Genomic DNA, 23,982 nt, shown 5'->3' on the forward strand with positions numbered 1-23,982 from the left:
CCTGACCCCGACAGCTGATTATGCAAACAATGTGAATGCGGGAACCGCAACAGCGAGCTACAGCTTCCCTGGAGATGCAAACTATCTGCCGAGCAACGACAGCAAGGACTTTACCATTGGTAAAGCAGCCCTGACAGTAACCACAAACAACGCCTCCAAATATGAAGGCCAAGCGAATCCACCATTTACTGTTACTTATGACGGATTTGTTGGAAGTGAAAATGCTTCAGTGTTGGGAGGCACATTGATATTCTCTACTGACGCAGTCGTAAACAGTTGTGCCGGACCATATGACGTTACTCCTTCAGGATTGACCTCAGGTAACTATAACATCACTTTGGTTAAAGGAACTTTGACAATCCTAGGTGTTTCCATCGACGCTTTAGCCAGCAGTACTCCGGTAGCTATGAATCAGGCAGCTACCTTAAAAGCAACTGTAACTCAGAATAATCAAGGAGTGGACCTAGTAAGCGTAACTTTTGTGGTGACCAACGAAGCAAATATGGTAGTCTACACTAATACGGTGTTAACCAATGGTTCCGGCTTTGCAACCGCAACTACAGGAAATTTACAAACTGTAGGAGTGTATAAGGTTACAGCAACTGTGGGTACAGGATGTGCTTCTTCTACAGCTTATATCCCGGTTTATGATGCAAGCGGAAGCTTCGTCACAGGTGGTGGTTGGATCAATTCTCCGGCAGGTGCTTATGCAGCAGATGAATCGTTGGTAGGTAAAGCCAACTTCGGATTTGTGTCCAGGTACAAGAAAGGATCAAGTCAGGTAGATGGAAATACTGAATTCCAGTTCCATGCAGGTGACCTTAACTTTAAATCCACCATGCATGAATCAGGTTCCTTGGTGATTTCCGGAAGAAGGGCCACTTACCGTGGTACAGGTACGATCAACGGACAGTCAGGATTCAAGTTTGTGGTCGTTGCAATAGATGGTAACTGGAATGGACAATCCAACCCGGATGCGTTCAGAATCAAAATATCCACAACATCTGACCTCATCATCTATGATAACCAAATGGGAAGTGATGAAAACACGGAAAATGCGACAATCCTCGGAAACAATGGAACTGGTGGCGGGTCGATCGTGATTCACGAAGTCAAAACTGGTGGTAAAAAACGAATTGACGTGGCCATGCAAGAAGTACCTTGGAACACACCGATAGAGACCCTTGAAAAACAATTGAATCAGTTAAGCAAAGGCTGGTTTGATGGTAAAGCGATCGCTATCAAGTGGGATTCCAAAGCTTATGATAAACTGGCAGCAGGATTCTATCAGGTAGATGGTTATGTGCAGGATGTTGTTGATTTGGGTGAAATGGATGAAGCTATCTCAGTTCCTGTTATGGTTCTCAACAAACCAATGGCACGGGAGATCGTCCTCGAATCCAATGTTCTTCCTAATAATGCTCAAGAAGGTCAGGTGATCAGTTTGGTTAGTACCATTGATCCTGCGGATAATATCCATACCTACAGCATGGATGAGCATCCAAACCTTCAAGTTCAAGACAACCAATTGATCTGGAAAGGTAGTTCAATCAGCTCCGAGCAGATGAGGTTTACAATCCACAGCACCGACAGGGCAGGTCAGACCATCAGCAGAGAAATCACACTAATGAGAGACCTTGCACCAAATACGATCTTGGTTTATCCAAACCCGGCATCTGAAGTTTCGAATATCCAAGTTAACTTATATGAAGCTTCAGACGTGACCCTCAGGGTATTTGATGCCGCAGGACGAGTGGTGATGGAAGAGCAGAGCTATCAGGAAAGAAGTTTTGTAAGGCCACTTGATCTGAAAGGTCTAAGTAACGGTCTGTACCATGTAGTGGTGCAGGTGGGTAACCAAGTGATGACCAAACGCTTGGTAAAGCAATAGAGTAATTTCATTTAAAAATCCTTCCCCTTTTGGTGCGAGCCAAAAGGGGAATTAAAAAAGCCACCGGAGGATTTATTCTTCGGTGGCTTTTCAGTTTAATCATACCCAAGGAGGTGATCAATCAGGCCGTCACTTTGAACGCAGTGAAGAGTCTCTGGTAATTGAGATTCTTCACCTTCGCAAGCTGCGGTTCAGAATGACGTGAATTTCTGGGGCGTCACCCTGAGTGAAAGCGAAGGGTCTCTGAAAATGAGATCTTTCATCTTCGTACCTCAGATTACCAATGACATCACCGGAGCTTGATTCTGATTTCAATAAAACTTATTTATTCGATTAAATTTCCTCCTGCTTTAGCTGAAGGGGAAATAAAAGCACAGATCTCCCCGGCTTTAGCCAAATCCTATCCACCTTCATAAATCCAATCTCATTGTTTTGGCTAAAGCCGAATTTTTCTTGGCATTTATTTTTGAATGGGCTAAAGCCACATTCCTATTGAACCTTAATATTCCAACATGTCATTCCGCATTCTGAACATTTGCAAATTGTTAAAAAATCAGGATGACAGTCAATCGAATAAAAAACCACCAGAGAATTACATTCCCCAGTGGCTTATTTTCTTTGTGCCTTTGCGCCTTTGCGTGAACCAATTTTCCCCCATCTTACAAACTCTTTCCTTTGCGTTTTAGCGCCTTTGCGGGAAAAAATTTCACTATTCTTGAATACCTTTTCCTTTGTGCCTCTGCGTCTTCGTGGGAAGCAATTTCAGGAATCCTTTTCTTTGCTTCTTTCCGCTTTTGCGTGAACCAATTTTCCCCCATCTTACAAACTCTTTCCTTTGCGTTTTAGCGCCTTTGCGGGAAAAAATTTCACTACTCTTGAAAGCCTTTTCCTTTGTGCCTCTGCGTCTTCGTGGGAAGCAATTTTAGAAACCCTTTTCTTTGCGTCTTAGCGCCTTCGCGTGAACTCTACTTAAACGCCGCTATCCCCGTAATCTCATTTCCCAAGATCAGCAAATGGATATCATGCGTGCCCTCATAGGTCACCACTGACTCAAGATTCATCATGTGGCGCATAATCGGGTATTCTCCGGTGATGCCCATGCCGCCGTGGATCTGACGGGCTTCGCGGGCGATCTCCAATGCCATGGCAACATTATTCCTTTTTGCCAATGAAATATGGGCGGTAGTGGCTTTGCCTTCATTCATCATTTTGCCAAGTTTCCAGACCAATAACTGCGCCTTGGTGATTTCGGTCAGCATCTCTGCCAATTTCTTTTGGATCAATTGAAAAGAAGCTATTGGCTTGTCAAACTGTATCCTTTCCATCGCATACCTTCTAGCCGAATCGTAGCAATCCATCGCGGCGCCCAATGTTCCCCAAGCGATGCCATACCTTGCCGAATCCAGGCACATCAAGGGCGCACCCAATCCGGATTTGTTTGGCAGGATATTTTCTTTTGGAACTTTAACATTGTCAAAAACCAATTCTCCCGTGCAGGAGGCCCGCAATGACCATTTGTTATGCGTCTCAGGAGTAGTAAATCCTTCCATGCCTCGTTCTACAATCAGGCCGTGGATTCTTCCGGTTTCATCTTTTGCCCAAACAACCGCGATGTCTGCTTTGGGAGAGTTTGAAATCCACATCTTTGCGCCATTGAGGAGGTAATGGTCGCCCATATCTTTGAAGTTGGTCTTCATCCCGCTCGGGTTGGAACCGTGATCGGGCTCTGTCAGTCCAAAGCAGCCAAGCATCTCGCCAGAAGCAAGTTTGGGCAGGTATTTCATTCTTTGGGCTTCTGAACCGAATTTATAGATTGGATACATCACCAAAGAACCTTGTACGGAAGCCGTCGAGCGCATGCCTGAGTCGCCTCTCTCGATCTCCTGCATGATTATGCCGTAAGAGATATAATCGAGCCCGCCGCCGCCGTAAGCCTCAGGAATCTGCGGCCCAAAAGCACCTACGTCGCCAAATTTCCTGACGATCTCATAAGGAAAATGTGCTCTTTGTGCCCAGTCTTCTATGTATGGACTGATTTCTTTTTTGACAAAATCCCGGATCGAAGAGCGGATCAGCAAGTGCTCTTCGGTCAATAAATCATCAACCTGATAAAAATCAGCTCCTTCATAAAGGTCTTGTTTCAAAGATTTGTGTGCGGTGGCAGTATGCTCCATAACTCTTTTGGTTTATTGCTTATTAAAATGGATTTTTGCAGCGGATTGTTTGATTTCTGCCTGAAATAAACAAGAAGGGTGGTAAAAAACTACCTTATTGAACAAAAAATTAGCACATGGATCCGATACAGGCACAAAAAGACATTTTAGATAAAATAGAGCTACTTCAGCAAAAATTCAAAGCTTCCGGTCAGGACCTATCTTCCTACCTTGAAGGTTTGCTTTATGCCGATTACATGACTTATTGGGATTATATCAATTTGGATATTTTGTTGTCCCTGCAGCAACCCAGAACATCCTTCAAGGATGAGAAAATCTTCATCATGTACCATCAGATCACGGAGCTTTATTTCAAGCTGATCATTTGGGAACTCGAGCAGATCGCTGAAAAGGAACCTTTTGATGGGAAGTTTTTCAAAGAGAGATTGGAGCGGGTCAACATGTATTTTGACCAATTGATTTCTTCCTTTGCGGTGATGTGGAAAGGGATGGAAAGGGAGCAATTTCTGAAGTTCAGGATGTCTTTGTTACCCTCGAGCGGTTTTCAAAGTGCCCAATATCGCGTGATTGAGATCTTGGCCTGCGATGCGCAACAATTGCTTTTTGTGGGCATCAGAGAAAAGATGCAAAGCGAGCAAGATGTCGATGTTCTGTTTGAAAACCTCTATTGGCAACATGGGGCTGTAGAATTGGCTACAGGAGAAAAAACCTTGACCCTAAAAACTTTCGAAGCCAAATACGGAAAAAGGCTCAAAGAATTTATTACCAATTACAAGACGATTAATATCTGGAGAAAATACCTTGACTGTACCGAAAAAGACGAAGAGTTGACCAGGCTGATGAAGGACTTTGACCTGAAGGCAAATGTCTTTTGGCCATTGGCACATTACAAGTCAGCCGTGAGATACCTACAGCGTGACCCCGTCGATATCGCTGCTACCGGCGGAACCAATTGGCAGAAATACTTACCTCCCCGTTTCCAAAAAGTTATTTTCTACCCCGAGCTTTGGACCGAAAAAGAAAAAGAAGAATGGGGCAAAGGTTGGGTGGTGAAGGAGGTTTTTGGAGAAGAATGAAAATAGACACAAGATATAAGACGCAAGATTCAAGATTGGATCAGTTGTAAGGTTGAGGTTTTGGTGAAAGTTGAAACTCCTTTCATGGCGTTTTGGAGATTGTTGTCAGGTTGAAATTGAAAGTGATAAAAGGGTATCCTTGTCATTTCGATCCCGAATACTATCGGAGGAGAAATCTATCGTTCAGTTAAGGTCTTGATTCTTTCTTCCCTTGGTCCCTGAGCGAAGTCGTAGGGCTCGTCTCTTGTTTCTAAAAGAGATTCTTTCGCTACACGACCAATGACGTGAATACCAGGGTCGTCACACTGAACGTAGTTAAGTGTCTCCGCTAAGGAAGATTCTTCACCTCCGCAGGCTACAGTTCAGAATGACGAAATTTTCGGGGTCGTCACCCTGAGTGTAGCGAAGGGTCTCAATTTTATAGTGGGATTCTTCACCTTCGCAGGCTACGGTTCAGAATGACGGAGGAACAACCGTGATTCCTTTTCTGAACATTTGCAAATAGTCAAAAACTCAGAATGACGATAGTGGTGAATTTAGTCTTGCATCTTGTGTCTTGCATCTAATGTCTTATTTAAGGATAAATACCTTACACATGAAAAAAGAATTACTATTACAATTGTCCCCTCAGGAAGCATATGATGAGGAGGTTTTTAGGGAAACGGCGCTGAAAAGAGCTGGCATTTCTGCCGAGCAGCCTAATGCTTATGCCCGTCAGGTAAAGAGGTCCATAGATGCCCGGGGAAGGCAGGTTAGGGTGAATGTGACAGCCGAGGTTTTTGTCAATGAAGCGCCAACCCCGCTTTTGACTACTCCAAAAGCCTACCAAAATGTAAGCAATGCAGACCCTATCATTATTGTCGGGGCTGGACCGGCGGGACTTTTTGCGGCCTTGAGAGCGATTGAATTGGGAGTCAAACCCATCCTCATCGAACGAGGCAAAGACGTCAGGGCTCGGAGAAGGGATATCGCCGCCATCAACAAAGACCATATTGTCAACCCAGAATCCAATTATTGTTTTGGAGAGGGTGGGGCAGGTACTTATTCGGACGGCAAGCTTTATACCCGTTCCAAAAAGCGCGGTGACATTCGAAGGATCATGGAAATTTTGGTTGCCCACGGTGCCACGGAAGATATCTTGGTGGATGCCCATCCTCATATTGGAACCAACAAATTACCCATTTTGGTGGCGGAACTTCGAAAGAGCATCCTTGACTCAGGCGGGGAGATTCTGTTCGAAACGAAGGTGACTGACCTGATTTTGGACCGCAACGAAATCAAGGGAATCACAACCCATACGGGAGAGAAGATTTTAGGAAAAGGGGTAATCCTTGCCACAGGACATTCTGCTAGGGATATTTTTCATCTACTCCATTCCAAAAAGATATTGATCGAAGCCAAGCCTTTTGCATTGGGAGTGAGGGTCGAGCACAGCCAAAATCTGATCGACCGCATTCAATACCATTGTGAGATTGACCGGGGTCCATACCTGCCTGCATCTTCTTATGCTTTGGTCAATCAGGCCATGTTCAAAGGAAAACAACGGGGCGTTTTTTCTTTTTGCATGTGTCCGGGAGGGTTTATCGTGCCTGCAGCCACTTCCCCCGGGGAAATCGTCGTCAACGGCATGAGTCCGAGTAGGAGGGACAGTAAGTTTGCCAACTCGGGTATCGTCGTAGCCGTCGAATTGGAGGATTTGCCCCAATATCAAAAATATGGACCCTTGGCTGCGATGATGTTTCAGGCAGAAGTGGAGCAAAAAGCCTGGAAGGCAGGAGGAGAAACCCAGACAGCACCTGCACAGCGGTTGGTTGATTTTACAGAGAAACGGGTAAGCAAAAGTTTGTTGGACACTTCCTATCAGCCCGGTTTGGAATCGGTGGATATGTATGAGGTTTTACCGGATTTTATAGCTGAGAGGTTGAGACAGGGATTTATTGATTTTGGTAAAAAAATGAAAGGTTACCTGACCAACGACGCACAGATTATTGGGGTGGAAAGTCGAACTTCATCTCCGGTTCGAATTCCAAGGGACAAAGAGAGTTTTGAGCATCCCGTCATCAAAGGTTTGTTTCCATGCGGGGAAGGTGCAGGATATGCCGGAGGAATCGTCTCCGCGGCTATGGATGGTGAGCGATGTGCTGAAAAATTGGTGGAAATGTATGTTTATAAATAGTTGGCAGTGTACAGTTTACAGTGGTCAGTCGAGTGCCACCTGACCACTGAATACTGGTTACTGAAAACTGCCCACTGAACACTGTTTACTGAAAACTGCCCACTGAAAACTGAGACTGATAACTGTTCACCCCAACCAGCTAGACCAAGGGATTCTTGATAGTATCAAAACCAGACCAATCGCATACATCATGTAAATGGAACGGAAGCGCGCGCGGCTTTCAGTCATTTTTTTGGCGCGGATATAACCTACGGAAATGATGATGATCGCAAGGATATTGATCACCGGATGTTCCAAGGCGGTCAATCTTGCAACTTTATCGGCCATGGCATTACCACTTGTCAACAATGAAAATCCAAGAGGACTTACAAAGTAGAGGATCAAGCCAACCAATAATTGGATATGGGCCAAGATGAAGCCGATCATGGCAAATTTTCTATCCTTTTCAGTAAATTCCCTGCCACTCAATGAGCCGATCAAGGCGTAAATCATCACGATGACCAAAGCAGCCAAGGCCAGATAAGCCAAGCCGGAATGAAGATGTTGTAAACCTGTGTACATATTGCGTTTTTTATTTTTGTTTCAAATTAAGCCTAATTCCTATAATCCTGCAAAGTCCAAGAGAAATAAGGGTAGATTATCTTATGGGGCGTCACCTTAGTGAAGCGAAGGATCTCTCCAAGTTACTTCCACCTCTCACCTTTCACCCTTTTCACAACAAGCTGTCTACCTTCCACTACACCAAACATCCGTCATCCGTCATCGGACATCATAAATTCCAAACTTCCTACTTCCCACTTCCTAACTTCCCACTTCCAAAAGACTTCTCCCCCTGGTCGAAGTGACAAGGATAGGTTTTTATATATGCCTGATGCTATCACAATCGGCATGTCTTTTTATCTATAACTTCCGTCTTCCGTCTTTTTTAATTCTTCATTATTAATTCAGCATTCAGAATTCTCCTACTTCCGTCATCGGACATTATACTTTTCCCTTCCACCTCTTACCTTTCACCCTTATCACAACCGTCTACTTCCTCAATACCAAACATCCGTCATCCGTCATCGGACTTTTTTTACTTCGTACTTCGTACTTTATATTTCCCCCTCAATCCACATAAACCACCAACCCCTTCAAATACTCCGTTTCCATATGGAAAATATTGATCGGGTGGTCGGCGGGTTGGGAAAGGTAATGGAGGATTTTGACATTCCTACCGGCTTCCATGGCTGCAGCAGTGATGGTATTTGCAAAAAGCTGTTTGTCCACGACCTGCGAACAGGAAAACGTAAATAGAATTCCTCCCTTTTTGATATGCTTCAAAGCTTCTAGATTCAGCCTTTTGTAAGCCTGTACGGCATTGTGTTTGGCTTTCAGGTTTTTTGCAAAAGCAGGTGGATCGAGGACGATGATGTCATAATCGGTTTCGATTTCGCGGATGTACTTCACCACATCAGCGATGATGGATTGGTGCTTTCCTTCAAATCCTGAATTCAATGCGACGTTCCTGTCTGTCAGTTCTATGGCTTTGACCGATATGTCCACCGAATGAACTTCAGACGCTCCGGCTTTCAGTGCCGAAACCGAAAACCCACCCGAATAGCAAAAGGTGTTGAGTACCTTCTTCCCTTTGCTGTATTTGCCTAGCAAAAACCTGTTTTCCCTTTGGTCGACAAAAAAGCCTGTTTTCTGACCCTTTTCCCAATCTATCTCATATTGACAGCCATATTCCACCACCATATTGGTATCCGGTTGACCAAAAACCACCCTATTTTCAACCCCCAAATCCCTTGGTAATGTCTCCGAGCTTTTGTCATAGACACATTGCAGTTTTGAACCCAATACAAACTGAAGTGCCTGACTGATTTCTTTCACGTGCCTATACATTCCGATATGATGAGTTTGGATGACCGCAGTGCCGTTGTAAAAATCTACAATCAATCCCGGCAGCCCGTCACTTTCCCCATGAACCAAACGGTACACATTGGTCTCAGGATTATCTGTCAGCCCGATCGCTTCCCGCAAACGATAGGATTGGGCAAGTCTCTTTTTCCAAAAATCAAGGTTAATCAATTCTTCCTCAAAAGTCACCATCCTGACCATGATCGAGCCATATTGGAAATGGCCCACTCCGAGAAGTTGGTCTTTGTGGCTATGAACCTGCACCAATTCCCCGTTTTTGAGGGCTTCATCTTTGGCAGCAATCGCCCCCGAAAAAATCCAATGGTGTTTCCTGAGACTTGAAATCTCTTTTCCTTTAAGGAGTTTGATGATGGGATAGGGGAGCATGGTATTTGTTTTTAGGGAAAATTAATGTGCCCACAATCATAGCGACAGCGCTGACGCCCAAAGCAGGAATGTGGGCATAAATCGGTAATTCAAACGTTTCCAACACAAGGTAAGCAATCATCCCAAAGACGATCGACATCAAAGCGCCCATTTCGGAGGCTTTTTTCCAATACAATCCGGCAGTAAGTGGCACAAATAAGGAAACCAACATCAGGATAGATGCCCCTGCCACGAGTTCATATATATTGGTTTTCCATTGTGCCATCAAAACTGCCACAATAGCAACGGCTATAATATTTATCCTCAAAATCCACAAAAAATGCTTCTCCTGAAGTTTATTTCCAAAATAAGGACGGATCAAGTTTTCCGAGATGACAGCAGATGGTGCCAATAATCCCGAACTCGTTGTACTCATAATCGCGGAAATCAATGCTCCGAAAAACAAAATCTGAATATGCATTCCGCTATGTCTAAGGACCATTTCTGGGAGAAGCAATTGTTTGTTTTCGAGGTAAATTTCCGGATACAAAAATTTTGCTCCGAGGGCAATAAACAAAGGCAATAGGCCAATGGTCACATAAAAACCTCCTGCCAAGTAAGCTGAACGGATGGCGACCTTTTCTGACTTGGCGGACATGACCCTTTGGTAAATATCCTGACTAGGTATACTTCCCAAACCGATAATCATCCAAGCCCCTAGATAATTCATCCATGAAATCGGGTTGGCATCGGGGAAAAACTGAAAACTGCCCTCAGGCGCTGAATCCAAGATGGGCATCACGCCACCTGCTTTTTCGGTCACCAATACCGCAACCCAGACCAAGCCCACCACAATCAAAGTTGTCTGAATGAAATCGGTGATCGAAATAGCCCACATACCACCCAAAAATGTATAGAAGACGACAATGCATGCACTGATGACTATTCCCTGCGAAATACTGATATCTGAAACCGTAGTAAATATCAAAGATAAGGCAACCAATTGTGCAGCCACATAGCCAAAATAGGGGGGTATCATGAAGACAGAAGCAATGAACTCAACCCGCTTTCCAAAGATCCGCTTGTACACATCGCCGATCGTCAGGACATTCATCTTGTACATTGGTCTCAGGTAAAACATCCCGAACAATACCAGACACAGTGCCCCTCCAAATGGATCTTCCATCACACCTTGCAGTCCGTGTTCAAGATATTCCGAAGAGGCTCCAAAGATCGTCTCAGATCCAAACCAAGTTGCAAATAATGCCGAAGCAGACAAAAAAAGCGGCAACTGCCTCCCCGCCAACACAAAGTCATTGGAGTTTTTGACCAGCTTCGATGACCATGCACCTATCGCTACGGTAATTAAGAGGTAGATGATTATGGAGGTAATTAACAATTTCTTCTAGGGAAATAGGTCTGAATTAAATTGATATATGGTGGAAATACAATGGAAATAAGGTTGAAATACAATAGAAATAAAGTAGAAATACAATAGAAATAAGGTAGAAATACAATAGAAATAAGGTAGAAATACAATGGAAATATGGTTGAAATAGAATGGAAATACAGTCTGACCTGAAAATTATTTCAATTGTATTTCGCGAAGCATATCTCAACTTTATTTCGCTTCAAGCATATTTCATTTCACGAGTACATCTTTGTTTGAATTCCTTTAATCTCCTCTGATTCAAGGTAATCATCATAAGGCATTCTTCTGTCGATGGTTCCTTTTGGGGTAAATTCGATGATCCTGTTGGCAGTCGACTGCACAAAGGCATGGTCATAAGAGGTCATCAACACCGTTCCGTTGAAATCGATGATGGCGTTGTTGAATGCTGTGATGGATTCCAAGTCCAAGTGGTTGGTAGGTTCATCCATGACAAGGAGGTTCGGGTTTTGGAGCATCATCCTAGAGGTCATGCAGCGCACTTTTTCCCCTCCCGAAATCACCGCACATTTTTTCAGGGATTCTTCCCCGGTAAACAGCATTCTACCCAAGAAAGTCCTTACATAAGCTTCCTCTTGATTGGTCGAATATTGCTTTAGCCAATCGATCAGATTCAGGTCTGTTTGAAAAAACTTCGAGTTGTCATTCGGTAAATAAGCTTTGTTGATCGTCACACCCCATTTAAAGCTTCCCTTTTGGGTAGGAATTTCTTCCATGATGGTCTGGAAAAACTTGGTGACGGCCTGCTTGGTCTTGGAGATAAAAGCAATTTTGTCCCCTTTGTCAATCATCAGGTTCACATCCGTGAAATAGATTGCGTTGGCATCTTTCAATTCCAGACTTTCGGTCATAAAGATCTGATCTCCGGCTTCTCTTTCAGGTTTGAAGATGATGCCCGGATATTTTCTCGTAGAAGGCTGAATGTCGTCCACATTGAGTTTTTCGAGCATTTTCTTCCTGGAAGTTGCCTGCTTGGATTTGGAGACGTTGGCTGAGAATCGCAGGATAAACTCCTGCAATTCTTTTCTCTTTTCTTCGACCTTCTTGTTTTGATCCGACTTCTGCTTCGCTGCCAATTGGGATGATTCGTACCAGAAGGTATAGTTACCGGAGTAAATCCTGATTTTGCTGAAGTCAATGTCCACGATATGGGTAGAAACAGCATCGAGAAAGTGACGGTCGTGGGAAACGACGATTACCAAGTTTTTGAAATTCACCAAGAAATCCTCCAACCAATTGATCGTCTGTGCATCAAGGTCGTTGGTAGGTTCATCGAGAATGAGGATATCAGGATTGCCAAAAAGAGCCTGTGCCAAAAGTACCCTTACCTTTTGGTTACCGGCAAGTTCTTTCATCTTGAGGTAATGCAAGTCCTCGCTGATGCCAAGACCCGAAAGGAGGGAAGCGGCATCGGATTCGGAATTCCAACCGTCCATTTCTGCAAACTCTGACTCGAGTTCGGAGGCTTTGAGACCATCTGCCTCGGTAAAATCCTCCTTCATATAGATGGCGTCCTTTTCCTCCATGATGGCATAGAGTTTTTTGTGGCCCATAATGACCGCTTTCAGCACTTCTACCTCATCAAATTCAAAGTTGTTTTGCTTGAGCACGGCCATTCTTTGGCCTGGAGTGATGTGCACCGAACCGGAGGTGCTGTCCTGATCTCCGGATAGGATTTTCAAAAAAGTGGATTTTCCGGCACCGTTGGCACCGATGACACCGTAGCAGTTGCCGGGTGTGAATTTAAGGCTTACTTCATCAAATAAGGTTCTCTTGCCGAACTTGAGGGAGAGGTTATCTACAGTAATCATTTTTGGCTAAATTATTTCGAGGTGCAAAGATAGGTATTTCCCACAAAGGGACTAAGGGGGAGGGGAAATTGGTGGGAAATTAAAAAGTGGGGGAGAATTCTCCAGTTTCAGAATTTTCTCAATTATACTATGGTTTGTTTATCCAATACTACATTGAAGTTCACTTTTGCTCCCAAGGCTTCAAAAACTTTCAAAATGGTTTCAAATCTTGCATTTTTAACACTGTTTTCGAGCTTTGAAATTTGGGATTTTTGAACACCTACTAATTTACCCAACTGTTCTTGGGTCAATTTACGTTCCTGTCTTGCCTGTTTTATCGCTTGTCCGATCACATCGATCCGCAATTCATTTTCAAAAGCATCCCTTCTCTCCGTGCCAAGGTTACCTATGTGTCTGTCAATCATTTGATCAAGTGAAACCGTTTTAAATTTATCTGCCATGATTACCTGTTTTCTAATTTCTTCTGCTTTTTTTATTTCTTTCAAAGGTGTTTTTTGGGTCTTTTTTAAGATACCATGGGATGCAACTACCAAAGTTCCATTCTTACCCGATTTATCCCAAAACGAAAAGAGTCTATATGATTTGCCATTATAAAAAGTCCGAAACTCCCAGATGAAATCATTCAATTTCTTAAATAATTCATCGTCAAAGGCAAGTTGTGACTTTTTCATATTGTAGTAAATTTTTTCTCTTGCTTTGTCATCAAGGTTTTCCAGAAACTCAACTGCTTCATGAAGTAATTCGATCTCAAAATTTGGTTTCATCTAGAATTTCTTAAAATTACAAATTTCCCAATTGGGAAACAATTTTTCTTTTTCTTTGTAAATTGTTTTAAACAGGAGTCTTATTTACTTGTAAGGTTCAAATGGAAAACTAAAAGATTTGAAAAATACCCATTTCCCTAAAAACAAAAAATACCTAGAAATGGGTATTTTTTCTTTTAGAAGTTGAATTAAACTCGTTACCCATCTAAGGACTATTTCTCAAACCAAATCCGAATTATTCAACATTCTCAACCGATCCGCATAAAGGCTGAAGTATTGGTCTTTTGCAGGTTGTTTAAATTTGAACATGAGATATTACAACAAAAAGGAATGAGACTTCTGTTTGAAAAAATCATAGTATAATTTGATTTTTTGTAAGAAACTAAGAAGCAGATAGATGATTACCGTCAATATCACAATATAATGTGATTTTGAGATTTGCTTTTATATGTATTTTCTTCCTTAAATCTTGGAAAACCCTCACCCAACCAAATCAATCCAATAAAGTACCCTATAATCGGGGAAATCCCATAACCCATCACCATCACAGGGAAGTTTCCAAAAACCGTTGCCAACAAAATCAGGGAGAAATACAGGCCCAAACTGTAAGCCATTGTCTTATTCTCTTTGCTAGCAAATATGAAAAATGGAAGGGGCAACAACATTAAAGAAAGCACTGAACAGAGGCCAAAAAAACCGCCGATTTCCCAAGCAAGTGACAGGATGCCTTCCACGTAACTGACAGCAGGCAAACTTTCCAATCTGAACCAAGCCAAAACTGAAGCACCGATTGTGGAAATCAAAATCAAGCCTTTTGTGGTATTGGAGATGTTTTTCTTAAAGAGAAGCATAGCAGCGGCAACCGAAAAAGCGGTTACCAATGAAGCATCCGGCTGAAAAAGGAAAATGATAATTGTAAGTAAGGAAACCAAAATTCCCATGATTTGATTTTCCATTTTGTGAATCTGGATCAGAATTAAGGGACTTACCATCAAACCAATATTAAGATTGAATTTTCCAATACTGACCCATCTGTGGACATCCCGATAACCCTCATCCAAAAAAGTCAGCAGCAATAATAACATCGATACCAAGATAATGGGGTAGGGGTTCACCTTTTTGAAAACCGGTCTAAACCTGAAGAAACCCAAAGCGATGCCAGTCAAACCGAAACCAAGATTCATCATCCAAAGACTTCTCGGGATATCAAAATAAGCCATGGTGTAGGTTCCGAAAAGGAGGGCCGGAAGAATTGACAAAAATAAGAATTGTGTGAATTTGGATTTTTGCTCTGTCATGAAATCCTGATAGTATTTTAATCCGAATTTGGAGAATGTTTTTGTATTTATTTCAACCAAAGAGGTGTTCCATCTTCCCATTTATTATGGGTCAATCTGATTCTTTCTTTGGTAATAATATTGTAAGCCACAATCTCACCATACATCTGGGGCGAAAAAATGATAGGTTGGATAAGTGCCTGTTCATCGTTGATTCCAAAACCTTCTGTTGTGTAAATCACCCATTCCCCATCAGGAGAAAAATGAGCGTGGGCGTTCTGTCCTTCTCCGCCTGAAATTTTTTCCAGCTCACTCCAGCTATTGTCCGACTGTAAACTCATCATAAAAATGTCCATGGTCTTGTATTCATTTTCCTTTCTCAGACGGTCTGAGGCAAATACTATTTTATCCCCTTGTTTGGAAATAGCAGGAAAATTATCCCGATGGGCATCATTGGTCAGGTTTGTCAATTCCCCATTTGCTTTTAGATAAATATCAAAATGGCCGCTTCTTCCACTTCGAAATACCAATTTACCATCATCACTCAAGTCTGCAAAGCCATCATTATAGGGGGAATCTGACAGTTTGGTTACATTTTCAGTCTGAAAATCATAACTCCAGATATCCCCTTGTGTATGTGGTCTTCCCCTGAAACTTCCTGTCGTAAACAGCAAAGCTTTGCCATCATGGGTTACCTTACTGTCGATAACCCGAAAATTGGCAGAGTTGGTATTTGCCTCTTTGTCAAAAACAAAAAGTGGCTTTTTCTCTCCTGAAACATAATCAATCTGATAAAAATGAATTGCGGTATGGACTAAATGATTGATAAAGACTGCGCAGAGTAATGAAAATAGGGCCAGGCCAAAAAACAGGATACTGTACAGGCTTGATAGCCGGTAGATCAGTTTTGATTTTGATTGTTGTCGGGTTTTTCTTTTATAAAACCACCAACTCAAAGTGACTAAGGCCAAAGTCAATAATGCCATGACTAACCTGATCACATTCATGGACATTGGGTTGATGGCATCCACAAAAAGGAAAATTCCTGCTACTGTAATTCCTGAAAGGATTACTATTAGACAGAACAGCAAATATTTCCAAAAGGCGATGGTTTTTCTGTTTTTAATACCCATTATAATTCCTGCCAGAAACAGAAGAATCACAAGTAGAGGAAGCCAAAAAACACTGTAACCTATTGGTTTGAGGTTATCAAAAAATCCCTGAAAATCTGAGGCGTCATAAAAAAGCAAAGTATTTCCCACTTGAGGCGGTGCAACAAATGCCCTTCGGACCCCGAAGAAATTGATTGGCTTGCCGGCAATTGATATTGTGTCAGGTCCTTTTGTTAAGACATCGCCATCAAATCCAAATGTTCCTTTTGCAACTTGGTTCGTTGGATATTTGCCTCCATGAAACACCATCAATCCGCCTCCATGTACATCCACGTTGAACATCAAATCCTGCGCGCTTGAAAATAGGGGAGTGACTTCCTTGGACCCCAAATTCGCATGCATGATTTTAAAATCACTCTCCCCTTTCCATGTTGTAAAAACCACATTTCCATTATCAAGAAGTTTTGGAGAAACCGCGGGTCCATCAAATTCGATAATCTGGTGTTGGTCAGATCCATCAGCGTTCATTTCAAATATCGCCGGTTCTCCGTTTCGTGCGCTGTAAAAGATAATTTTTGAACCATCACCTGTCCAGACCGGACTTCCGTCCCACGAATCTGAGTCCGTCAACCTTTTCACTTGCTCTCCCATGATATTCATCGAATAAATATCCCCTATTCGCTGACGTGCAAAAGGGAATTGGGGATGAGGCACGATTTTATGACCACGGTCACTGCTGAAGGCAAGTTGTTTTCCATCGGGAGAGAAAGTAGGCCTGAAATCACCTCCGGGATGTTTGGTCAAATTCTTTGCATTGGAAGCATCCTGCAGGGAGTCCGGTATAAACGGGATAATGTAAATTTCAGAATTTCCTTCATGCGAACCGACAAAAGCCATTTGTGTCCCGTCGGGAGAAAATGCAGCCTGATCCTGAAAAGAGTTGCTTTTTACCAAAAGCCGGGGAGGAATATCTCCATCAACAGATTTGATATAAAGTTGCGGAATACCGGACCGCTCGGAAGTAAATACAATCCATTTTCCGTCGGGGCTTATGACTGCATCATAGTCAAGCGAAGGATGATCTGTAAACTTTTCAAAGCTTTTTCCTGAATCTTTGGAAAGATAAATATCCCAATCCTGTGGGCTGAAAGAGGAATAAAAAATCCTTTCTTTGGATTGGGCTAGTCCATTGATAGAAAATAAGGTGATCAAAAAGGCAGCTAAATAGGTCCTTGGATTCATGGATTTTCAAATTTGATAGTAAAGAGATCTAAGCTCTGATCGGTTTTTGGGATGATTTCCGATCATTTTTGGTATTCTTTGAACAGGGCAAACGGATTAAACTTCCTCAACAAACTTTTCAAATTCCAGAAAAAGGATGGTATAAAGGATTGGGATGAAACTTTATACCGAAATTTTGATGTGAACAAATTCAAATTACAAGTTCAATATAAATAAAAAGTATAAAATTTTGAACTTCAATTCCTGAAAAGCTTTTGGTAGGAGATGGTAAATTTCACCTTAAGCAATCCAAAAATATTGGAGTAAAAGCCTGCCTTGAGTTAAACTTGGAGACCAGTTTTTAAATGGTAAGGATTAAGGTAATTCAAGAATGTTCATTGAGTTCAAATAATTGAAGCGGATGGATCCCTACTTCTCAAAACTCCACCCTATAACTCAATAACGGAATCAGGGGTGTCTGGTAGGCTAAACTCTTTAGGCAATTCCGAGCTTTTCTGCATCTCCAAAATTAGGAAAGAAGGATTAATTATAACCCTGCTTCCGGAGAAGCAGGTGAACTGGGGCTGCTGTCCTGCTTCTCCCGAAGTAGGATAAAATACACTGATCCAGATTATCTTCCCCATTTGCCACCACCGACAAAATAGCCAATCGTAAAACCGAAATATTCATTTGTGGCTTGGCCGATTACTTCTCCGTTAATGTTTTGGAGGTCGTTTTTTGGAACAAAATTGTATTCAGCTCCGAGTCGGAATTTTCCTAGCTCCACGCCGGCTCTTATCATTGGTGCCCAGGCAAAGTTTGCTTTTAGGTCTCCCAAATCATCCCCATCAATGTCGGTGCTCTCAATGTTGATATTGCTCATGGTATAGTACCCAAACCCGCCTCCGATATAAGGAGCTACTTTGCCTTTTCCATAGTTGAAATAATAATTTGCTGTGCCGGATATGGATGCATTTGCGCCTAATTCTCCCGTGTAATCATCCGGGATTTCATAATAGACTACATCTTTGGCAAGTGCAGCCACTCCCATTCTCAATCCCAAAGCAAGATTTCTTCTGACTAGGATTTGTGGTTCCAAATTAACCAAAGCACCAAAACCACCTCCTTTTGGTGCGGCAGCACCCAGGTCCATCTGAAATCTAAATCTGTCTGCTTCTTGACAATAGGATGTTTGAAAGGCAAGCAATACGATAATAATGGTGAATAACTTTTTCATTTTATTTTAATGTTTTTGTTTTTTGGAGGCTTTGGCCTGCCCAAACTCAAGATGAGCCGGGCAGGTTCTGCTGTTGGTTTAGCTTCTGATGTAATGACAATTCAAAGGAATTTTACCCCTATTTGATTTTTGTATTTTTTAAAAAAAATTGAAAACCCATTTAGAAAAACCGGAATCCGGCTCTGAATCCCCACCACCATTGGCTGGAGATGTTTTCAGGATAGGAATTTTCATTTCGGATCTGAGTTTTGGTGTAGGTGAAAAGCTCAGGGTGCCCGTCAAAGGAATCGTCAAATACCCTGAAATTAATCGTTGGTCCGGCGAATAGGGCCATCTTTTTAGCAATTTGATAGTCTGCACCGACATACAGTTTGTTGATCAGGTTCAATGCTTGGACTTCACCTTTATTCAATTGTTCGGAACTGACTTCAACATTCAGGAAAGTCTTTTTACCCAATCGGGGGGAGGTTCCCAGTCCGTATCCAAATGCCCAAGTGACATCTTCGCTGATTTCCGGCCTGATGCCTGCAAATAGGATGTTGTAGAATTCCCGTTTTCCGGTTCGAAGCGCAATGTTGAGTGGGAGGACCTCATTGACGCCGAACTCTACCGTATGGTATCCTGAGCGGACAAAGCTGATCAGACCAACCGGAACCCCGCTCATGCTGTCGGCATAGTTGATCAAGCCAAGCTGAAAGCCTTTGACTTTTCCACCATAATTAAATGCCCCGACCTGCGAGCCTTTGATTTCGTGGGGAGTAAAATTGGCCAAGCCGGCGATTTGGGAGCCTTCGGTGATTTTCCCTGAGAAGTTGGTAAGGCCTGCGATTTGAACTCCTTTTACTGATTTGGGAGAGAAATTAGCCAATCCTGCGATCTGAACACCTTCTACTTCACCTGTAGTGAAATTGGTCAGCCCTGCCAATTGAACACCTTTGACAGATTGGAGATTGGAGTTGAAAAGACCGGCCACCTGCACTCCATCGACTATTCCTCCGACTTGATTGAACCAGCCTGCCAATTGAACGCCGGTCATGTCGCCACGATTGATATTGAAAAGCCCCGCCATTTCAAATTTCCGGGTTCCTGCGGAGTATCCCCCGAGTAAGTTGAAGGAAACGTCATTGATGATGTTTCCGGATTGGGTGCCATTGGTTCCCACAAAAGGAACAAATGCAAACTGTACCGATACAACGGTGGTATCTTCAGGATTGACGCTAAAGGGTTGGAATTTTATAGTGCCGATTTTTTCACCGAAGCGGTGAATTGAAACCTTCGATTCCACCTTTTCGAGGCTATCGGTCGGGGTTTCTTTGTGGTCGGAAAGCGCTTTGGTTTCCACGGGAGAAAGGGAAAAGAAAGCCGCTGTTGCTAAGATTTTGCTTAAGGAATTCATTTGTCTGGATTAGTTTCAATCCTATGACAAGCGAAACCAAAGACACCCCTATTGGGGGATGAGAAATTTTTTTAAGTTTTTTGAAATATCAGATTTGCCGGTGTCAGTGTCTTCACTGACATCCTTGAATTTATTGGCAGTGAAGACACTGCCAATGGCTTGAATTTGGGACCGATATTTATCGATTTAGAAATATAAGCAATGAAAGTGCGAAATATCCTAGCGATGGGTGCAGCCCATCGCAATTACCGGAATCCTTTGGCACAAGCCCTGAAAGGGCGAAATAAATTGAATTAAAGAAAATGATCCCGCCCTTTCAGGGCTTTGGGAAATTATCAAACGAAATATGGATGGGCTTCACCCATCCCTTTGTTATCCCGCCCTTTCAGGGCTCATTTGGAAAAATGAAATTAGATTTTGAAAAACATAGAGCCCTGTCAGATTCTTCACTGACTTTTTGAAATTTTTTGATAGTGGAGACAAGCCATCGGCCTAAATTTAGGATCGATAAAAATCGATTTTGAAATTTTAGCACCGAAAGTGCGAAATATCCCAGCGATGGGTGAAGCCCATCGTTATCGTTGGAGTGGTTTGTTCCAAGCCCTGAAAGGGCGAAATAAATTGAATTAAAGAAATGATCCCGCCCTTTCATGGCTTTTTATCCCTCAAAAAAACCTAAATCCTGCCCTGCCGCCAAACCATAATTGGGTGGCAATGTTTTCGGATGGATAGGAGCTTTCGGAAATAATATTTGGATTGGTATAAGTAAACAATGGAGGATGGTCATCGTAAGAACTGTCAAACACCCTTAGGTTCAAACTTGGTCCGGCGTAGAAGTGGATTTTATTTGCCAAGCGGAATTCCATTCCAATATAAAGTCTGTTGACAAGGTTCAATGCCGAGACATATCCTTTGTTCATTTGTTGGGTACTGAGTTCGATATTCAGATGGGTTTTTTTGCCCAAAGAAGGGGAGGTGCCAATCCCATAGCCAAATGCCCAAGTTGTAGAGTCCGCATTGTCCGTCCTGATTCCTGCAAAAAGCATGGTATAAAATGCCCTTGTTCCTGAGCGGAGAGAAACATTTAAAGGCAGCATTTCATCGGCCCCGATCTCAACCTGATGGTATCCTTTCCTTACAAAATTAAAAAAACCTAACTGTACTCCTTGAATGCTGTCCGCATAATTGAAAAGTCCGATCTGGGTTCCTTTGACATTGCGTCCAATATTCAGCAACCCGGCAATCTGCACGCCATCAACATCCCTGTTGATATAATTGGCTAGCCCCGCCAATTGAAATCCCTGAAAGTTAGACGTCCCCACGTTCATCAAACCTGCCATTTGAAAGCCCTTGACATTTCCAGTATTGAAATTGACCAAACCAGCTACTTGGGCAGCATTTACCGAATCCAAAACTACATTGAACATCCCTGCCATTTGCAGACCTTGGACGGTTCCGCTGACCTGATTTAATATACCTGCAGCCTGTACCGACTTGACATTTCCCCGGTTGAGGTTAAACATACCCCCCAATTCCAGTTTGTCTGTTCCTCCCGAAAAACCACCAAGGATATTGAATGAAAAATCATTGACCACACTTCCCGATAGCTTTTTATTTGTTCCAAAAAAGGGAATCAACGAAACCTGAAATCCCCGATGTAGGGTATCGCTCATATTGTCCATGTTGGTAAAGGCCACAGATTTTTTGGTCCAAACCCAAAAGTCCTTTATGGGTTCAGCGATGCTTTTGCCCACTTCTTCGAAATCAACTTCTTTGGTTTTGAGCAAGATCTTTTGGAAAGTGGATTGTTTTTCGTCTATCAATAGGGTGTCGGTATAAGACTGACTGTTGATGACCAATTTGAGGTCCTCAGCGGGATTTTTCACCGAAAGCTGAAAATAGCCAAATTCATCGGTCAAGGAAGATTTCAGCGTGATCGGGTCATAGACAGTGGCATCGCGAACAGGCTTTCCAGTGCCTTCATCGACGACATAACCGCTAATGACCAAGTCCTTGGAGGAATCCGGTTTTGGAGTGAGGATGACATAAACCCCTTTTTGTTTGATATCCACTTTCCCTTCCAAAACTGTTTCCAAAACCTCTCTCAAAGGTTTGTTAGAAAAATCAGCAGTCACATTACTATCGACATTGATAGCGGAAGAACTGTAGGAAAAAACAGTCCCTGTCTCTTGGGACAAGCGACGGAGGAAAGTTTCCAGAGGCTCATTTTTAGCTGAAATGGAAACTTTTTTCTCCAAAACCGGAATCTGTTGTCCGAAAGATTTGGATGAAAATAAAAGAAGGATTAGTAAGAAAAGTACGAAACGGAGGTCCTTTCTTATGGTGAAAATAGAATACTTAAAAGCAGCCATCCCCAGATATTTTGATTTGGGAACCTTCATCAATTACTTCTAGACCAAGGGTTTCGGCGATTATTTCAAGGATCGTATTGAGGTCTTCATTCTCAAAAGCTACCGTCAACCTGCAACCGGAAATATCACCCTCCATCACGATATTTTTGCCATAGACTTCGGAAAGACTGTGAAGCACCTTACCGAGTTCCTCTTCCTGAAAAGTAAAAGACCTTGTGACAAATGCCGCAACATTGCGATCAGCTTCCAACTTGGAAAAAGTATTCAGATTTTTGTCATAAGTCCCTTTTTCTCCCGCTGAGAGCATAATGCCATCCATATCATCCTTGTAAAACCTGACCATTCCTTCCTGCACTGTAACTTCAACAAGGGCACTATCGGGAAAAGCTTTGACATGAAAAACCGTCCCTATATCCTCAATCTGCAGTTCGCCTGTTTGCACGGTCCAATTTACTTTTTTGGAATCCGGGATGCTGATTAAGGCTTCACCTGTCAAATGGATGGTTCCGGTTTTTTTTCTTTCGTTGTAATCGACCCTGACATCCGAGTTTTTGTTCAGCGAAATTTCCGTCAGGTCAGGCATCTTTTGGGTGACTACCGTCAAGTCAGCGGTGAACTGGAATTCCTGAGTTTGGGCAGATTGTCGGATAGAATAAAAAATGAAAGTCAAAGCAAATATCAGAATCAACCCGGCGGCAATTCCCCATGTCGGAAAAATGAACCATGGTTTCTTATCTTTCCCATGAATCTGATTTTGAACCTTTTCCCAAGCAGCATCTGCATCAAATCCCTCCTTACCCGGCAACTGCGCTTTTTCATAAATCAGCTTGGCATCATCGAGGTATTTTTGGTTCTTAGCCGAAAGCGCACACCATTCCCCAAGCTCCCGGATTTCAGTCTCCGAAGCTTCACCTACAATGAACTTCCCGATCAGGTCTTCGATATGTTCCATATTCTCGTTCATGGTTCCAACAGCCTTCCTATCAAGATGGTGATCAATGGAATATAGTCTTTCAATTGTATGCGCATCAGCTTCAAGGCTTTGCCCATTTGGTTTTCAACTGTTTTGACTGACAGTTGTAATTGGGCGGCGATTTCATGGTATTTGAGTTCTTCAAACCTGCTCATTTTGAAGATCAACCTGCATTGTTCAGGGAGGCTTTCCAAAGCTTCCTGGATTTTTGATTCAAGCTCTTTCCGAATTGCCAAGTGGTCAGAAGGCTGACTTTGCGGTTCACCTTCAGCCTGAACAGTGACGGCATGAATTTGTCTTACTTTCTGACGCTTGATTTCATTGAGACAGGCATTGCGTACACTTCTATACAGATATGCTTTGAGTGAAGTGTCCACTTGTATGGTTGCTTTCTTTTCCCAAAAGCCAATAAAAACAGCCTGCACGGTTTCTTCAGCATCGTCCGGATCCTTGAGGAATGAAAGTGCAAATCGGCAAAGCGGGTTATAATGGGTTTTGAACAGCATCTCAAATGAGGCAGTATCTCCGGATTGAATGTTAGAAAAAACCTGTTGGTCTGTCGCCTGCATGAAAAATCCAATGCTTTCGTGCAAGTTAAGATTTTGGGCCCTTATATAAAAAGAAACCTGAAAAGCTGTTTACCCCTATGCTATTCATAAATATTGTTTGGATGTTTGGATAATTTTTTTCCTTATCAAATTTTACTTTCAATCAGATATTTATTGATACTAGGATATTAATGGATATTGTTTCAGGTCCTGTAGTAGGTAGGGTTTATTTGTGT

16 protein-coding genes are annotated in these 23,982 nt (G+C 42.6%); 3 read left to right on the forward strand and 13 right to left on the reverse strand.

Going from position 1 to position 23,982, the window contains the following annotated elements:
- A partial coding sequence (locus tag M3O96_RS20280; RefSeq protein WP_249723934.1) for an MBG domain-containing protein occupies window positions 1-1,891 on the forward strand: 1,891 nt, incomplete at its 5' end.
- Between the two features lie 965 nt (window positions 1,892-2,856).
- On the opposite strand, the gene M3O96_RS20285 is transcribed toward M3O96_RS20280, so the two are convergent.
- A complete protein-coding gene (locus M3O96_RS20285) occupies window positions 2,857-4,065 on the reverse strand; it encodes an acyl-CoA dehydrogenase family protein (protein WP_241126224.1) in 1,209 nt (402 codons plus the stop codon).
- Window positions 4,066-4,181: 116 nt separating this feature from the next.
- On the opposite strand from M3O96_RS20285, the gene M3O96_RS20290 reads away from it, so the two are divergent.
- Together M3O96_RS20290 and M3O96_RS20295 are read left to right on the forward strand one after the other, a co-directional pair.
- Window positions 4,182-5,141, forward strand: coding sequence for a tryptophan 2,3-dioxygenase family protein (locus M3O96_RS20290; RefSeq protein WP_249723936.1), 960 nt, complete (start codon window positions 4,182-4,184; stop codon window positions 5,139-5,141).
- A 595-nt stretch (window positions 5,142-5,736) separates the two neighbouring features.
- Complete coding sequence (locus M3O96_RS20295; RefSeq protein ID WP_249723940.1) at window positions 5,737-7,317, forward strand: NAD(P)/FAD-dependent oxidoreductase; 1,581 nt, start codon at window positions 5,737-5,739, stop codon at window positions 7,315-7,317.
- A 126-nt stretch (window positions 7,318-7,443) separates the two neighbouring features.
- On the opposite strand, the gene M3O96_RS20300 is transcribed toward M3O96_RS20295, so the two are convergent.
- The 12 genes from M3O96_RS20300 to M3O96_RS20360 form a co-directional block, all read right to left on the reverse strand.
- Window positions 7,444-7,878 carry a hypothetical protein gene (locus tag M3O96_RS20300; protein ID WP_249723949.1) on the reverse strand — a complete coding sequence of 145 codons (435 nt, stop codon included), beginning with the start codon at window positions 7,876-7,878 and terminating at the stop codon, window positions 7,444-7,446.
- A gap of 546 nt (window positions 7,879-8,424) precedes the next feature.
- The gene (locus M3O96_RS20305; RefSeq protein WP_249723958.1) at window positions 8,425-9,606 is read right to left on the reverse strand and encodes a class I SAM-dependent rRNA methyltransferase; all 1,182 of its coding nucleotides are present in this window, start codon (window positions 9,604-9,606) and stop codon (window positions 8,425-8,427) included.
- On the reverse strand, window positions 9,575-10,984 hold the full coding sequence (locus M3O96_RS20310) for a high affinity choline transporter 1 (RefSeq protein ID WP_249723960.1): 1,410 nt from the start codon (window positions 10,982-10,984) through the stop codon (window positions 9,575-9,577). The genes M3O96_RS20305 and M3O96_RS20310 overlap by 32 nt, the downstream gene beginning before the upstream one ends.
- 248 nt (window positions 10,985-11,232) lie before the next feature.
- Window positions 11,233-12,846 (reverse strand): ABC-F family ATP-binding cassette domain-containing protein, encoded by a 1,614-nt coding sequence (locus M3O96_RS20315; RefSeq protein ID WP_249723966.1) that lies wholly within the window; start codon window positions 12,844-12,846, stop codon window positions 11,233-11,235.
- A gap of 122 nt (window positions 12,847-12,968) precedes the next feature.
- Window positions 12,969-13,610, reverse strand: coding sequence for a type II toxin-antitoxin system RelE/ParE family toxin (locus tag M3O96_RS22220; RefSeq protein ID WP_502798926.1), 642 nt, complete (start codon window positions 13,608-13,610; stop codon window positions 12,969-12,971).
- Between the two features lie 413 nt (window positions 13,611-14,023).
- Window positions 14,024-14,908: a hypothetical protein gene (locus tag M3O96_RS20330; protein ID WP_249723967.1), complete on the reverse strand. Its 885-nt coding sequence runs from the start codon at window positions 14,906-14,908 to the stop codon at window positions 14,024-14,026.
- Between the two features lie 47 nt (window positions 14,909-14,955).
- Window positions 14,956-17,241: a TolB family protein gene (locus tag M3O96_RS20335; RefSeq protein WP_249723969.1), complete on the reverse strand. Its 2,286-nt coding sequence runs from the start codon at window positions 17,239-17,241 to the stop codon at window positions 14,956-14,958.
- Window positions 17,242-17,851: 610 nt separating this feature from the next.
- Window positions 17,852-18,457 (reverse strand): hypothetical protein, encoded by a 606-nt coding sequence (locus M3O96_RS20340; protein ID WP_249723971.1) that lies wholly within the window; start codon window positions 18,455-18,457, stop codon window positions 17,852-17,854.
- A 160-nt stretch (window positions 18,458-18,617) separates the two neighbouring features.
- Window positions 18,618-19,853, reverse strand: a complete 1,236-nt coding sequence (locus M3O96_RS20345; RefSeq protein WP_249723973.1) for a hypothetical protein — start codon at window positions 19,851-19,853, stop codon at window positions 18,618-18,620.
- Window positions 19,854-20,518: 665 nt separating this feature from the next.
- Window positions 20,519-22,225 carry a carboxypeptidase-like regulatory domain-containing protein gene (locus tag M3O96_RS20350; RefSeq protein WP_249723975.1) on the reverse strand — a complete coding sequence of 569 codons (1,707 nt, stop codon included), beginning with the start codon at window positions 22,223-22,225 and terminating at the stop codon, window positions 20,519-20,521.
- On the reverse strand, window positions 22,212-23,189 hold the full coding sequence (locus M3O96_RS20355) for a FecR family protein (RefSeq protein WP_249723978.1): 978 nt from the start codon (window positions 23,187-23,189) through the stop codon (window positions 22,212-22,214). Before M3O96_RS20355 ends, M3O96_RS20350 begins: the two co-directional genes overlap by 14 nt.
- Window positions 23,186-23,791 carry an RNA polymerase sigma-70 factor gene (locus M3O96_RS20360; protein ID WP_349630865.1) on the reverse strand — a complete coding sequence of 202 codons (606 nt, stop codon included), beginning with the start codon at window positions 23,789-23,791 and terminating at the stop codon, window positions 23,186-23,188. Before M3O96_RS20360 ends, M3O96_RS20355 begins: the two co-directional genes overlap by 4 nt.
- Between the last annotated feature and the right edge of the window lie 191 nt (window positions 23,792-23,982).

It is taken from the genome of Aquiflexum sp. TKW24L (assembly GCF_023502205.1).
Taxonomy (GTDB): Bacteria; Bacteroidota; Bacteroidia; order Cytophagales; family Cyclobacteriaceae; genus Cognataquiflexum.

Excerpts from the sequence above, each read along its gene's own strand:
- M3O96_RS20340 (WP_249723971.1), bottom strand. The coding sequence starts at position 18,457 with ATGAAAAAGTTATTCACCATTATTATCGTATTGCTTGCCTTTCAAACA.
- M3O96_RS20300 (WP_249723949.1), bottom strand. The coding sequence starts at position 7,878 with ATGTACACAGGTTTACAACATCTTCATTCCGGCTTGGCTTATCTGGCC.
- M3O96_RS20295 (WP_249723940.1), top strand. The coding sequence starts at position 5,737 with ATGAAAAAAGAATTACTATTACAATTGTCCCCTCAGGAAGCATATGAT.
- M3O96_RS22220 (WP_502798926.1), bottom strand. The coding sequence starts at position 13,610 with ATGAAACCAAATTTTGAGATCGAATTACTTCATGAAGCAGTTGAGTTT.
- M3O96_RS20350 (WP_249723975.1), bottom strand. The coding sequence starts at position 22,225 with ATGGCTGCTTTTAAGTATTCTATTTTCACCATAAGAAAGGACCTCCGT.
- M3O96_RS20335 (WP_249723969.1), bottom strand. The coding sequence starts at position 17,241 with ATGAATCCAAGGACCTATTTAGCTGCCTTTTTGATCACCTTATTTTCT.
- M3O96_RS20285 (WP_241126224.1), bottom strand. The coding sequence starts at position 4,065 with ATGGAGCATACTGCCACCGCACACAAATCTTTGAAACAAGACCTTTAT.
- M3O96_RS20330 (WP_249723967.1), bottom strand. The coding sequence starts at position 14,908 with ATGACAGAGCAAAAATCCAAATTCACACAATTCTTATTTTTGTCAATT.
- M3O96_RS20290 (WP_249723936.1), top strand. The coding sequence starts at position 4,182 with ATGGATCCGATACAGGCACAAAAAGACATTTTAGATAAAATAGAGCTA.
- M3O96_RS20305 (WP_249723958.1), bottom strand. The coding sequence starts at position 9,606 with ATGCTCCCCTATCCCATCATCAAACTCCTTAAAGGAAAAGAGATTTCA.
- M3O96_RS20315 (WP_249723966.1), bottom strand. The coding sequence starts at position 12,846 with ATGATTACTGTAGATAACCTCTCCCTCAAGTTCGGCAAGAGAACCTTA.
- M3O96_RS20355 (WP_249723978.1), bottom strand. The coding sequence starts at position 23,189 with ATGAACGAGAATATGGAACATATCGAAGACCTGATCGGGAAGTTCATT.
- M3O96_RS20345 (WP_249723973.1), bottom strand. The coding sequence starts at position 19,853 with ATGAATTCCTTAAGCAAAATCTTAGCAACAGCGGCTTTCTTTTCCCTT.